The organism is Bosea sp. BIWAKO-01, from assembly GCF_001748145.1.
Taxonomy (GTDB): Bacteria; Pseudomonadota; Alphaproteobacteria; order Rhizobiales; family Beijerinckiaceae; genus Allobosea.
The window spans coordinates 2,949,386-2,963,028 of the sequence record NZ_BCQA01000001.1 but is presented as its reverse complement, the minus strand read 5'-3'; the positions used below and the strand labels follow the sequence as shown (position 1 = coordinate 2,963,028).

The 13,643-nt window shown below is 63.2% G+C and carries 11 protein-coding genes; 4 read left to right on the top strand and 7 right to left on the bottom strand.

All coding sequences use genetic code 11. From position 1 onward, the window contains the following. Nucleotides 1-467 precede the first annotated feature (467 nt). The 3 genes from BIWAKO_RS13685 (at nt 468) to BIWAKO_RS36635 (ending at nt 3,675) form a co-directional block, all read left to right on the top strand. Nucleotides 468-1,553 carry a hypothetical protein gene (locus BIWAKO_RS13685; protein WP_141740072.1) on the top strand — a complete coding sequence of 362 codons (1,086 nt, stop codon included), beginning with the start codon at nt 468-470 and terminating at the stop codon, nt 1,551-1,553. Nucleotides 1,554-1,631: 78 nt separating this feature from the next. After that, nucleotides 1,632-2,114 carry a hypothetical protein gene (locus tag BIWAKO_RS13680; RefSeq protein ID WP_069879132.1) on the top strand — a complete coding sequence of 161 codons (483 nt, stop codon included), beginning with the start codon at nt 1,632-1,634 and terminating at the stop codon, nt 2,112-2,114. Between the two features lie 16 nt (nt 2,115-2,130). Further along, nucleotides 2,131-3,675 carry an AAA family ATPase gene (locus BIWAKO_RS36635; RefSeq protein ID WP_244523437.1) on the top strand — a complete coding sequence of 515 codons (1,545 nt, stop codon included), beginning with the start codon at nt 2,131-2,133 and terminating at the stop codon, nt 3,673-3,675. Nucleotides 3,676-4,015: 340 nt separating this feature from the next. Here the strand turns inward: BIWAKO_RS36635 and BIWAKO_RS13670 are convergent, their stop codons facing one another. Beyond that, nucleotides 4,016-4,255 (bottom strand): acyl carrier protein, encoded by a 240-nt coding sequence (locus tag BIWAKO_RS13670; protein WP_069879131.1) that lies wholly within the window; start codon nt 4,253-4,255, stop codon nt 4,016-4,018. Between the two features lie 22 nt (nt 4,256-4,277). Then, nucleotides 4,278-6,011, bottom strand: a complete 1,734-nt coding sequence (locus tag BIWAKO_RS13665; protein ID WP_069882462.1) for a fatty acyl-AMP ligase — start codon at nt 6,009-6,011, stop codon at nt 4,278-4,280. On the opposite strand from BIWAKO_RS13665, the gene BIWAKO_RS13655 reads away from it, so the two are divergent. Beyond that, entirely contained in the window at nt 6,010-7,959 is a 1,950-nt protein-coding gene (locus tag BIWAKO_RS13655; RefSeq protein WP_141740071.1) for a WcbI family polysaccharide biosynthesis putative acetyltransferase, read from the top strand. The genes BIWAKO_RS13665 and BIWAKO_RS13655 overlap by 2 nt on opposite strands. Nucleotides 7,960-8,019: 60 nt before the next feature. On the opposite strand, the gene BIWAKO_RS13650 is transcribed toward BIWAKO_RS13655, so the two are convergent. The 5 genes from BIWAKO_RS13650 to gmd form a co-directional block, all read right to left on the bottom strand. Then, nucleotides 8,020-8,853 carry an SDR family NAD(P)-dependent oxidoreductase gene (locus tag BIWAKO_RS13650; protein ID WP_176733314.1) on the bottom strand — a complete coding sequence of 278 codons (834 nt, stop codon included), beginning with the start codon at nt 8,851-8,853 and terminating at the stop codon, nt 8,020-8,022. 26 nt (nt 8,854-8,879) lie between these two features. After that, entirely contained in the window at nt 8,880-9,722 is an 843-nt protein-coding gene (locus BIWAKO_RS34220; protein WP_074471552.1) for a lysophospholipid acyltransferase family protein, read from the bottom strand. 17 nt (nt 9,723-9,739) lie between these two features. Continuing rightward, entirely contained in the window at nt 9,740-11,218 is a 1,479-nt protein-coding gene (locus BIWAKO_RS13635) for a cytochrome P450 (RefSeq protein ID WP_069879126.1), read from the bottom strand. Between the two features lie 197 nt (nt 11,219-11,415). Beyond that, nucleotides 11,416-12,375 (bottom strand): NAD-dependent epimerase/dehydratase family protein, encoded by a 960-nt coding sequence (locus BIWAKO_RS13630; RefSeq protein WP_069879125.1) that lies wholly within the window; start codon nt 12,373-12,375, stop codon nt 11,416-11,418. 8 nt (nt 12,376-12,383) lie between these two features. Beyond that, complete coding sequence (gene gmd / locus BIWAKO_RS13625) at nt 12,384-13,358, bottom strand: GDP-mannose 4,6-dehydratase (protein ID WP_069879124.1); 975 nt, start codon at nt 13,356-13,358, stop codon at nt 12,384-12,386. Nucleotides 13,359-13,643: the final 285 nt, after the last annotated feature.

Sequence of the window (13,643 nt, the reverse complement as noted above, 5' to 3'; positions counted from 1 at the left end):
ACCACGTTCGCTGAATCGGCTTGAGCCGATCGGCGGCGCTATCTTTTTGTCGGCGATGTCTTCAGTGCTTCCACCCTGCTTGCCGCCGTCTAGGTAGCCCCAGTGCGCGGACTTCGTCCGCGGCAACAGCCCGGTGAAGTGCAGTGCCCAGTTTCAACCTAAATGGCGTGTATTTTGGCGCGCGCTCCGAAGATCGAACGTGTGCCCTCTGGTTCGGGTACCAACGCCCGCCGCCGTAGCATTCGAAGCTCAGCCGAATGTTATGCGCGACATGCTGCGCTTGCTTCAACGCAAAGTCTCCTCGATCGGGAGCCATTAACCAAGACCTCGAGGATGAATTGCCTACAGGGTCATTTTAAGCCCAGTACTAGGCTCTGACTCGGGCATGCCGCCCGTTTCGGACGGCTGCCAGCCCGCCGGCAAGCGGACTGACAGCCTAACCACTCTGTATCGAATCAGGATACATCATGGCTGAGAGCCCTTATAGCGGTGCCCCGGGCGCTGCGAAATCTCCGTTGGCTGGCGGTTATCCCGGCTATCCCAAGCATACCAGATCCGGACTGCCGCCTGTCGTGCCAGGCGGCTTCGAGCATCATCGTCAGCTCGAAAGCGTTTGTCCTTCGGTTTTCGTCCCAAGGATCGTCCTCGGTCCCCCGGGGCAGATCGCAGACATGCTGGCGGCGAAGTCGCTTCAGGGCCCCGGTGCATACATGATGCTGCGACCGGCAGCGCCGATGGAGCGCCCGGAAGTCCGGATCGGTGAATCCAATCACCTCGCCGCGCGCGTGAGTGGCACGCAGGACGAGTGGCTCCATGCCGGCTACTCGCTGATCATCCTGCTGACCTGCGATCATCCAAACTTCAGGAAGCAGGAAGCCGAGATCGTCGAGCACAGGCTGACCTCCATGGTCGAGAGCACGAGCGCAGTCAGAGTCATCCGCGATAGGGCGCCCAAGGTCCGTCAGGTCCCGGCCGACCACCAGCAGGCCATCGATGGCATGCTCGCGATCCTGGAACAGGAGCTCGTCAGGCGCGGTATCACCATTCTGACACGGCGTGTGAAGTGGCAGGCTCCCCAGGCACCTTCAGTGTCGAGCAACGGCCCGTCCGCCACGGTCCCAGTGGCGAGCCCGCGCCGCCACCTCGCTGACGTTCTTGGTTACTCGCCGAGCTCGGTCATGCCGCGCCCGGCACAGTCGGTTGTGGTGCCGAGCGCGGCGCCGAAGTTGGCTCGCCGCTCCAAGCCGTGGCAGGCCGAGACCTACGCGCTGCACTATGACGGCCTCGACGGTCGCATGATCAAGCACGATCCCAAGCGCTTCGAGATCTGCACCGGCACGCAGATCAGCTCGGTCGAGGTCAACTCGTTCAACGCGACGCACCGTGAAGTACGCCGCAAGCTCATTGCGCGCGGCTTCATCGGGCCTGACCCGGACCGCATCGCTGGGCTGGTCGTCAAGCGCGCGATCGTTGTCGATAGCGGCGCCAAGGCGGCCGCGATCGCTTCGGGCTCGACCAAGACCTCGACCCATGTGTGGCGCCCGGCGCGCTAGGCACGTCAGAGCCCATTCTTTCCCATTCCATTCAATCCGAACGTGCCGCGGCCCCGAGCCCAGCACGATGGAGATCTCATGCCCGATCATTCTGACTACCTGGCGCCTGCCTGCATCACCAATCCGCCGAACTTCTGGTGGCGGCTGCTCGGTCCCGAAGATTGGAGCGAGTTCAGCCTCGAGGGGCTGTATGATCGCGTCCTCAATCCGCTCGAATTCATCAATGAGCCGCGTTGGGTTGAGGCTCGCCGTGGGGATGCGTCCGCTGCGGTAGCGCTTGCTCTGAAATACGACCGCGCCGGCGTGCCGGAAGCTCTGATCGATGCGATGATGTCAGCTATCATCGTCGCCAGCCTCATGGGCAACCGGGCAGCGCGGCTCGTCCTGATCCGGGCTCTCGCGCGCCGGCGACGCGCCGATCCGAGCTGCGATCACGCTTTGCATGCCTGGAGTGAACTCGACCATGAGCTCGTGATGGACGGGCGTGCGCGCAAGGCGGCGCGGGCCGCTCCTCATGTCTACAGCCCCTCGGTCGCGGATCACCGCGACGCCACCTCGTGAGGCAGGAGGCTGCATCATGAGTGACTTGGACGATTTTAAAGCGCAGATTGAGGTCGGATTGACGCGCACCGCTGCCGAAGCGGACACGGATGACCCCTATGTGAAGCTGCCACGGCTGCTTCGCCTGGCCTTCAGCACGATCAGGTTCGGACGATCGATCCGGGAGCGGATCGCCGGGGAGATCCGCGAAGCCGCACCTGAATTGGCACCGCAGCTTGCAGCCTGGCTTTCCACAAATAGTGACAGGGCCTGCGCCAACCTTGTGAAGAAGCTCGACGCCCTCAGCGTCAAGGAAGACGAGCCCTTGCTCAGGGCGCTGGCAAACTGCGTTTTGATGATCGGCGTCACACCGTTCGACAAACATCGGGACCAGCAGTCGCGCGTAGCCCTGGCGTTCAAGCTTGCCGTCGATAGCCTCCAGACGGACGTGCCGCTTAACATCCGTGCACAGGCCGCGCGACTGGCAATCGGCTGGGCGATCATCGCCGGCGGCGCCTTCACCACAGCGAGATCGAGCCGCGCAATCGACCTGGTGCTCGCCATGGCAAACGCGGCGGTCGACGCTGTTGTCGATGATGCTCGTGCAGAGGCATTTGGAGAGGCTCAGGCCGATCAGGAAGCGGCCGTCTCCGAGGCGAAAGATAGTCTTACCGGCAACGCGGCGTTTGCGGGCGCTGCCTCGTTGACGCCCGTCCCATTGGGCCATGTCCTGGTCTGCGGTGCACTTGCCAAAGCCAGCACCAGCAAGACGCGGGACATTATGAAAGGTCACGAACACATCATCGGGAAGCCCGTTCCGCTGGTCCCGACCCCGGATCTGACTGTCGTCCGCGATGAGCTCGTGTTCGAGTTCCCCTACGCTGCCTCTTTGATTGATCGCGTTCTGGCTGACTTGATCGGGCGCGAGTTCGTCCAGCTGCGCCCCTTCGTGCTCGTCGGAGAGCCCGGTTCGGGCAAATCGCGGTTCGTCAGGCGTCTAGGCGAGACAATGGGCGTGATGGTCTGGCGCACGAGCGCTGCGGCTGCCGATGGTGCAGCCTTCGGAGGTACGGAGCGCCGCTGGCATAGTAGTGAGCCGGCTCACCCCTTCCTCGCGATCTCTCGGGCTCAGCATGCGAATCCCATCGCAATGATCGACGAGCTCGAAAAGGCTGCCACTAGAACCGACAATGGACGCCTGTGGGATGTGCTGCTGACATTTCTCGAAACCGAAACGGCCGGCCGCTTCCTCGACCCGGCCTTACAGATCGAATGCGATCTCAGCCACGTCAGCATCGTCGCCACTGCCAACAGCGTGGCGCCGCTGCCATCGCCGCTTCGCGACCGAATGCGGGTCCTGCAATTCCCAACGCCGCAGGCAATCCATCTGGACGCGCTGCTTGCACCGATCATGGCGGAGCTCATGATCGAGCGCCGCCGAGATCCAAACTGGATTCAACCGCTGAGCTACGACGAGCGCGATGCGCTCTCAGCGCATTGGAAAGGTGGCTCGGTCAGGCAGCTGCGCCGTCTAATCGAGACAGTTCTGGCCGCAAGAGAAGCCATCGCAGTCCGTCACTGACGACGGAGCCGAGGTCACTGATTGACGATGCGGTTGATTTGGTCAGTCGAGGAGCTCGCCTATGCTTTTCGACTGACCCGCGGCGGAAAATACATGGAAACTAGGCGCGCGGCGGCGACGGGAATGCGGGAGTATTTCCAACCATGACGATCAAGCCCGAAACCTTTATCGAACTGATAGTCCTCCCCACGTCTGCCCCCGAAGACTGCGTCGCATGACAGACGTGATCACCACAGGCTCCGCCGGATTCAGGCTCGGCCGAGATGCAGCCCGATCCCGGTGCCAATCGTCGATCGTATCTCTGCCGGCTTAAGAGTGGTCTGCCCCCTGAGCATAACGCTCATAGAGAATGAGCCAAATACGAGCAGAAGCTGTCAACGGTCGGATACTCGTCGACGACGCCGGGGTCGAGTTCGATCCCAAGTTTCTCCTCGACCGCCAGGATGAGGTGAACCGCCATCGCGGAATCCAGCCCCAGGCCGGTGAACGCCGCCGATGTTGCAATGCCGTCCGCGTCGATGCCGAGGATCGCGGACAGTTCCTTCACGCAGAACGCCAGAATTTCGTCGTAGGTGGGCATTGGTGGTCCGGGTTAACGGCGATCAGGAAACGGAAAGAGGCGATTCGAGGAGTTCGAGCGCCTCGTCGAGCCAGAGCTGGCGCGCACGGAAGCGCTGGACTTTGCCGCTTGTCGTTTTCGGCAAGGTGCCCGGCTTGATCAGCGCGATCCTCGTGATCGAGACCTCGTGGCTCTCGATTACGGCGGCGCGGATTGCGACCTCTATCGCGTGCCGGTCCAGCGCGCGCCGCTGCGTGCGTTCGACCTCCTGGACCAGCACGACCCTCTCGCCCCCCGCTCCGTCGGCGACAGTGAAGACCGCTCCGTGATCACGTCGCAAGGCGGGGTGTGCATCGGTCGCTGTCGCCTCGATATCCTGAGGATAATGGTTAACTCCCCGGATGATCAGCACGTCCTTCAGCCGGCCGACAACGAAAAGTTGCCGCTCGCCATCCAGATAGCCGAGGTCTCCGGTTCGCAGCCAGCTTTCCGCGGCTCCGGTCTCTCCCGCGATCGACGCACGGAAAACTTGCTCGCTATCCGCCGACCGGCCCCAGTATCCCTCCGCGACACTGGCTCCGCGGACCCAGATTTCGCCGGCCTTCGTCGACGGCAGGCGACGCCTCGTATCGGGATCGACGATCGCGATCTCGAGGCCGTCGAGCGCGGGGCCGCAGCAGACCATCTGTGCCGCGTCCTCTTCCGACGAGGGCGGAGCGATCTCGCGTGCCCGCAAGGCATCGGCGCTCATGCTGCGCAGCGCGGCCCCCTCACCTGCCGCGGACGAACTGACCATGAGGGTTGCCTCGGCCAGGCCATAAGCCGGGTGCATGCTCTCAGTCCGAAAGCCATAGGGTTGGAAGCACGCCGCGAAGCGCTTCAAGGTGGCGGCGCGCAGCGGTTCAGCAGCATTGATCGCCAGGCGCCAGCAACGCAGATCGATGCCCTCCATATGCTCCGGACGGAACCGGTCCACGCAGAGGTCGTAAGCGAAGTTCGGCGCCGTCGCCGCCTCCGCCCGGAAACGGGAAATGCTGCGCAGCCAGCCGAGCGGCCTGTGCATGAAGCCAGACGGCGACATCAGCACGCTGGTCGCGCCGCTGTAGAGCGGCAGCAGCAGGTTCAGGATCAGCCCCATGTCGTGGTAGAGCGGCACCCAACTGACATGGCAGGTGTCGGCGCTGGTACCGAGCCGTTGCTGCATCATGGCGAGGTTGGCGAGGAGATTGCCATGCGTCACCATCACGCCGTGGGGCGAACGTGTCGACCCTGACGTGTATTGGAGAAAGGCGAGCGTATCGGGCCCCGTCGGATCTCGCGGCAGCGGGTCGACGCCCGCGCCACCGAGGGCGACCGGAACATGCGCGATTCCCAGTTCGGCAAAACGCGCCAACAGACCCGGTTGCAGACCGCCCCATCCGCCCACCGGCGTCAGGACGAGACGGGGCGAGCAGTCGGCGATGATGGCCGTGCTCGCATCGGCTCGCGCCGCCCTGCGGGGCGGCATCAGCGGAACGGCAACAATACCGGCGATTAGGCACGCGAAATACGCGACGACGAATTCGAGCCCCGTCGGAAAAAGCAGCAGGGCGCGCTCTCCGGGCAAGGCCCGCTGCGCCAATCGGCCGGCCAGCGCGGCCGCCTCGCGATGGAGAGCTTCGAATGTCAGTTCCGGCGCAACGCCGTGAGCGTCCGACGCCAGCACGATAGCTGGTTGCTGCGCTCGCGTGGCGGCGTGGTGAGCCAGCATCTCCGGTAGTGAACAATACTGTTTCATGCCGCGCGAGCTCGTCAACTCCATCTGCCACCGGCAGAGCCTTCAGAGGTCTCGGCAAATATCCCGGGACTGTCAATTCCGTGCCGCTTCTCACACATGGCCTTCCGTTTGGACAAGACTTGCAAGCGCGGCGCGAACAAGGCAGCTGTCGTGCGCGGCGTCTGGCTCAGTCTGGAACCGCACGGTTACGGCCTTAGCGGAGCGGGTGAAAAGCGTGACGGCCCCCTCGACATCGATTGCCTTCAGGGAGCGGGATCTTCTGCCCCTCATGGAAGTGCAGACGCCTGGCCGGCGCAACGACGACGGAACTGTCGGCTATTCGCTGTTCCCGCCCTTCCGCAGCATGATGTACGGTCCCTTTCTGCGGCTGCCGCGGGGACGCTACTGCCTGACGTTCATGGTGCAGCCCGGCCGGGCATTGCTCGGGCGACATCCGGTTCTGGGTGTCGAAGTGATCGCCCAGAACCGCATCTTGCAGGCCTGGAGCGACTTCACGCCTGCTGAACTGCGAGCCGGCGAACAGCGCATGTTGTTCGAGGTCCCCGAAGCGATCAGCATCGAATCGGGTAATGACGCACCGTTCGAGTTTCGCTTCACCGCGTTCGGAACCTGTCCATTCCGTGTGACGAAGCTCTCCCTGGCTGAAACCGGCGCGGACGAGCCGCCTTGTCCCGGCGAGATGAGTTGGCGCCTGCTCGGCCGCTGCCGGCTATTCCCCTTGCCGGGCAGTCTGGCGATCTCGCCCCTTTCGATCGGAAGGCTGACATTCGGGCCGCCCTGGACGCAGTTCTGTCTGCCGGCCGGCCGCTTCAACCTCGACCTCGATTTCAGAGTGGCGAGGTTGAAGCGCCCTGCGAGTCCGGCCCTTGAGCTACGGCTCACCGACCATGAGAAAAGGATCATCGTCGAGAAGCGATTCCTCGGCCGCGACCTCGAAAGTGGCAAACAGTCCATCCCGTTCGCTATCCCCCCCGATCTGGGCTACGAAGCCGGAATGCCGTCCCGCCTGCGCATCGAAATGCGCCAGTTCGGCACTGCGCGGCTGGCGCTCGACGATCTGCGCGTCGTCCGGGTCCCGGGTTCGGCCGTCCAGGGCGTTTCTCTCCCTGCACGGCAGGTGGTCGCGCCTGCTTCGGCGCGCAAGAACCTCCTCATTCTCGGCAACTGTCAGGCGCAGATCCTGGCCCGTTGCCTCGGGACGCATCGCGGCTTTTCCAAGCGGTTCCGGATCCGCCATCATGGGCTCGAGCTGCCGCCAAATCTTCTGGAGCAGAGCCGGCGCGACCTCGAATCCACTGATGTTCTCCTGATCCAGGACATCAAGGAATGGGAGCAATATCCGCTTCGCGACTATGTGCCGCCTCAGGCTCAAATCCTGCGCTATCCCTGCGTGCGTTTCGCCTCGCTCTGGCCTTTCGACGCATTCAACGGCCCCGACGACAGACTGGCGGCCGCCAAGGACTATCCGAATTTCGAGTTCACCTATTTCGACGGCTTGTTGGCGAGGCTACGACGGGACATTCCCGATCACGAAGAGCGATTTCGCGTCTATCGCACGCTCGCGATCAGCGGGATCATCGATCCGACTCGGCTGCATGGGTTCGAAGAAAGGCGCCTGCTCGCCATGGACAAGAGATTCGACATCGGCTTAGGCGCCTTCGTCCTCGAGAACTTCCGCAAACGCCGGCTCTTTCACACGACCGCCCACCCCAACGGCAGGCTTTTGAACATGCTTCTGGCTTATCTGGAGCGTGAACTCGGGACGCGCTGCACCTATTGGTCGACGCTGCGCCTCGACACGCTGCGGGACCTGCAGGTCCCCGTTCATCCGATCGTCGCGGAGAAGCTGGCCGTGACCTGGGCCGATGCCTCGACCCGCTACCGCTATCGCGGCAGGACGGTCACCTGGGACGAGTACTTCCGGAAATACATCGCCTATTACGGTTAGCTCGCCAGCGACCTCAGCCGCAGTTCGGAGCCGCCGGGCGCACGCCCCACCCGCAGGTGCTCACCGTTCCTCTGGCGTCGGCGGGTTCCCGGCCTCGACTCGACCCAGAATCCGACGCTGACGCCGGAGAAAGAACGGAGCGTAGAGGCTGTGAAACAGTCCGAAGAGCGCGATCAGTTTCGTTGGCGCAAGCACAAAGCGACCGGCCTCCGCCTGCCTGATCATCGACTCTGCTACTTGGTCGGCGGAAAGTATGCCACCGCCCTGCGCGATCAGCCGTGTCGCCACCGGACGACTGCGATTCTCGTATGCGAGCTGCGGGGTATCGGTGTCGGGTGGAAAGGCGACACTCATCGCGATACCGAAAGGAGCCAGTTCGCTGAAGAGCGTCTCTGCCAGAGCCCGGACCGCGAATTTGCTCGGACCATAGCCCGAATAGCCGGCGATGCCGGTGAAGGCTGCAGCGCTCGCGATCAAGGTGAGCCGCCCGCCCCCGGCCGTCCTCATGATCGGCGCGACGGCGCGCAGGAGATGCAGCGTTCCGAAGTAGTTCGTTTCCATCTGCGCGCGGTGCGCCGCGAGGTCCAGGTCGAGGAACAGGCCGGGCTCGACGATGCCGGCAGAGGTGATCAGCCAGTCGATCCGGCCGTGACGCTCATGGATTGCGGCGACTAGCGCCGCGCAGGCGTCCGCGTCCGCCACGTCCAGCGAGTGGATTTCAGCCAGGGGGAACGATCCATCGTCCAGGCTCCTTTGCGCCGACCGAAGCTTGGTTTCGTCGCGAGCCAGCAGAACGAGCTGGTATCCGCGTTGGCGCAATCGCCGGGCACATGCCAAGCCGATCCCGCTTGATCCGCCGGAGATCACGGCCACCGGCCGCTGCGTCTGCTGCACCGCCACTCCCGTCCTCGGTCGACCGCCTAACCATCGAGCGGCGCGATTGAATCGTCGAGGTAGTACCAGCGATTGAGGTGCTTGAGAATGATCGGCTCGATTGCCGCATTGAGCAACGAAACATCGTCAAACAGATTATGTTCGCCCGCGGGCAGAATGAAAGGCTCGCCGAAATGGAGCCGAAACCGGACCCCGGGAAGACGTTCGCAATGGATGACGACGAGCTGGGCGCCAGTATGGCGCGCAAGGCGCGCAGCGATCGCCAGATTGCCCTCGCCGTGCGGCGGGCGCCCGAACAGTGGGGCCATCGTCCGCCCGCCGCGCGCCTCGTCGGCGAAGATCGCAACCACACCATTCTGCTTCAGGATGGCGAGGCTATCGCGGATGCCGCGTCGGTCCGGTGAGAGCAATTTCGTGTCAAACTGGCGTCGGACGGTCTCAGCGATCTCGCGCTGGACGATATCCTCCGGCGGTTCATAGAAGCTCGCGACCGGGATTCCGAGCGACCGCATCACTGGGCTGAAGACTTCCCAGTTTCCCGTGTGCAGGGCGAGCGCCAATGTCGGGACTTGTCCGACACGCTCAACCGCCCGTTCGACCCCACTCAATTCCACTCGACCTTCCGGAACGAGCCGTGGAAGGACCGCAAACTCGGCCATCATTCTCCCGACGTTGTCGAGGAAGCTAGAGAGGGTGCGATCGATCTCGCGATCGGAGATGCCGGGAACATGCTGCAGCAAGTTCCGGCAAGCGTTCGCGCGGATCTCGGGCCGGTTAAGTCGGACATTGGCTCGTACGACCAAGCTGCCAGTAAGGGACACCCAAGCCACCGGCAGATGACGGAACAGCCGATAGAGAATGCGATGCAAGTTGCTCGCCCTGTTTGTCAGCGTTGACGCGTGGCTGATCGACGCCTCGGCACGATCGTCGCCGGCAGGCCACCGCTAGGCCGTAGCGTTAGCCGACAAATCGGCTCGACGCGATAATCCGGACGCGGAACGACCTCGAATCGCTGCGCCAAAACCGCGAGACAGAGGATGGCCTCGTCGAGGCCGAAATTCAGTCCGGCGCAAATCCGCGGACCGACAGAAAACGGGATATAGGCGAAAGGATTGATCCGCGTGCCATCGAGGAAGCGCTCTGGCAGGAAATGGTTGGGCCGGTCCCAAAGGTCCGTCGCGCGATGCAGGAGCCACGGCGCGATCATTATCAGCGCCGATTTCTCCACCTCAATGTTACCGATCCTGTCGGCTGCGCGCGCCTGGCGCGGAAGGAGCGGGACCGGGGGATAGAGGCGCAACGTTTCCTGGATCACGGCCTTGCACCAGCGCAGTCGCGAAACATCGTCGAGAACCGGGCTCCGGTCACCGCACACCGCCTCGATCTCGTCATGGACAGCCTGGCGTACCCAGGGAGCGTTCGCAAGGAGATACCAAGCCCAGGTCAACGTCACCGCAGTCGTCTCATGCCCGGCCATGAAAATGGTAGCGGCTTCGTTGCGTAGCGCGCCGACATCGAGTTCAGCGCCTTCCGAACGCTGGTTGCGGCGGATCAGCAGATCGACCATCGATCCGGCATCTCCTCCACCGGCCAGATGCGCTTCGATCACGTCCTCGATAACCTTGTGGACCATCTCGACGGCGCGCCGGCGCGCCGCCCCCCCGAACGCCGGCCAGCCCTCGTCCGCGCCGAGGAAATAGCCGAGATTGAAGGAATCGGTCGCGCGCTGATAGGCGCTGAAGCCGTTGACGACGCGCTCCGCCGCCTCGCGCCCGAGCTTATTGCCGAAGACGGCGCGAGAAATGATCGCGGCCGTTAGCTGCGCCATGTCCGTCGTTAGCTCGACCTCGGTGCCCTCCGGCAGTTGCGCCCATTCCTCCGCCAGAGCAAGCGCAGCGGCCTCCATCGTCCGCCCGAACTCGGGCAGCCGTCGCTTGTGGACGATATCGGCGACGAGCGGTCGTCTGCGCTTCCAGATCTCGCCGTCGCTGATAAACAGGCCATCGCCCAGCAGAGCTTCGAGCGCCCGGCGCATCTGCGGACTCTTGCGTTCGTAGTTCTGATGCCGCGTAACGAGCACGTGCTTGACGAGCTCGGGTGTGTTCACAAAAACAATTTGGCGGCGCAGGACGCGGAAGCTCTCGACACCACTGCGATAGTGATCCTCCAGCCAGTTGCCGATCAGGTTATGGCGGGCGCCCAGAACGATCTGGAGGATATTCTGCTCCCTCTCCCGCGGGCGCGGATGCGCAGGAATAAAGCACTGTCCCTCACGTCGCTCGACGATCTCGGCAGAGCGGTAGACGACCTGCTCGGCGAGGCGTGCCCAGAAGCCGGGCCTGCTCGGATTCGGGCTGCTTGGCATAGCTGAGGTCAGGAACTCCATTTTCGTCGGGCAGAAAGTCTGTTTAGCGGCTTCACTATTTGCTGCCATCCCCAGCGTCGCCGCCTCGGCGACTTGCTGGGAAGAATCGTTGGGTCTCCTCGTCGAAAGCCCAGATCATCGACGAGGCCTACGCCCTATCTCGCGATAGTGCCAACCGCCTCGCGCAGCCTACGAGGTCAGGCCGAAGTTGCCCGCTCGCGCCAATGATCGAGCGTTCTGGCTAGCGTCGATTCCAGCGGCGTCGACGCCCGCCATCCGAGCTCCGTTTCAGCACGCATGGGATCGCCCACCATTCGAGGCAGATCCGAAGGCCGCATCCTGCTCGGGTCCTGCTGGACCGCAATGCGAGCAGAGGACATGGACAACAGAAGCTCGAGCACGGACCTAATGCGCACGCCGCGGCCCGTGCACAGATTGTAGGCTCGTCCCCATTGCAGGCGCCCGTTCGATGCCGCTAAGGCGACCAGAGCATAGCCATCGGCAACATCACCGACATCGGCGATGTCTCGCTCGGCCTCAAGATTCCCGACCTTGACGACCGCTTCGCGCTCACGGCGCTCGATGGCCGCGATCTGTGCGGCAAAGGCCGGGATCGCGTAGTCTTGGCTCTGGCCAGGGCCGGTGTGGTTGAAGGGGCGCAGACGAATGACCTTGAGCCCGCGCTTGGCGAGCACTGCGAGTCCAAGATCAGCTGCGGCCTTGGTCGCCCCATAGTCGTCGCCCGGCGCGAAGGCCGTCTCCTCGTCGATGCGTTCGACGCGGTTGGCGGAATCGCCATAGGCCACACCGGAGCCTCCGTTGAGAAGGATCGTGTCCGGCTTCGTTGCCAGAATGGCGCGGCCGAGGGCGAGCGTGCCAAGCGTGTTGACCTGCCATGCAAGCTCCGGCTGGGCATTGGCCGCGGGCGGCGCTGCAATGCCGGCCAGATGCAGGACGTGGGTCGGCTGGACCATCTCAATCGCCACCCGTGCTGCGCCCCCGTCGGCGACGTCGAAAGCGATGGTCTCATCGAAACCGCGAAGCGGCTCGCCTTCGCGCGTCGCGGCCACAAGGACGACATCTCGCATCCTGTCGCGGAGAGCTTGTGCCGCATAGGCCGCAACGAAGCCCGATGCCCCCGTCATGAGAATGCGCATGAATTCGCTCAGCTGTGGCGTTTGAGATCGGCCTCGACCATCTCGGCGGCGAGTTGCTCGAGCGTCGTCTCAGCGGCCCAGCCAAGCTTGTCCCGAGCCTTAGAGGCGTCTCCGAGCAAGACATCGACCTCCGCCGGACGCATGAAGCGGGGATCAACGGTCACGTGATCCTCGTAGTTCAGGCCGACATGGCCGAAAGCCAGTCGGCAGAACTCCCGCACCGTTTCCGTGCGGCCGGTAGCGACGACATAGTCGTCCGGCTTGTCCTGCTGGAGCATCAACCACATCGCCTTGACGTAGTCGCGCGCGTGTCCCCAGTCGCGCTTCGCGTCCAGGTTTCCGAGCGCCAGTGCATTGGCTTTGCCGAGCTTGATCCGGGCAACACCGTCCGTGATCTTGCGCGTGACGAACTCGATCCCGCGCAGCGGGCTTTCATGGTTGAATAGGATGCCAGAGGAGGCGTGCAGGCCGAAGCTCTCGCGATAGTTCACCGTCATCCAATGTCCATAGAGCTTAGCGACGGCGTAGGGCGACCGAGGATAGAAAGGCGTCTTCTCCGACTGCAATGGCTCTTGGATGAGGCCATACATTTCGGAGGACGAGGCTTGGTAGAAGCGCGCTGCAGGCGTAACCGTGCGCACGGCCTCGAGGATGTTGGAAACGCCGATGGCTGTCACCTGACCGGTAAGCAGCGGCTGCTGCCAAGATGACTTCACAAAAGACTGTGCGCCAAGGTTGTAGATTTCGTCGGGCTGGACCTCTTGCAGGACGCGGATAAGGCTCATGATATCGGTCAGGTTGCCGTCATGCAGTGTCACTTGGTCGGCGATGCCGAGCCACTTCAGACGTGCGTCGATGACGTCGGCCGAAGCGGAGCGACGCAGCAGGCCGTGGACCTCATAGCCCTTAATCAGAAGAAGCTCTGAGAGATATGCGCCATCCTGTCCCGAAACTCCGGTGATGAGCGCCTTCTTTGTAGACATCGACAATCCCCTATGGCGCCGCCGTTGCGGCATCCGAGCCAGTTATCACGAAAACTAGCGGTCGCACTGTGGACGAAACCACCTGCGGCAGCTTGTGCAGCCCACCCTGACCCAGATCAACCTTCGAACTGCGAGCTGGTAGGCGAAATTTCATACAGATCTTTGAAAATATCTCTCTCGCACCCGAGTATAAAAAAGCCCAGCGGGCAACGAACACCCTCTGGCGAGCGACATCTTGTAACAGATATCGATACGAAGCCTGCTCGGGCACACCCACGAATCCAC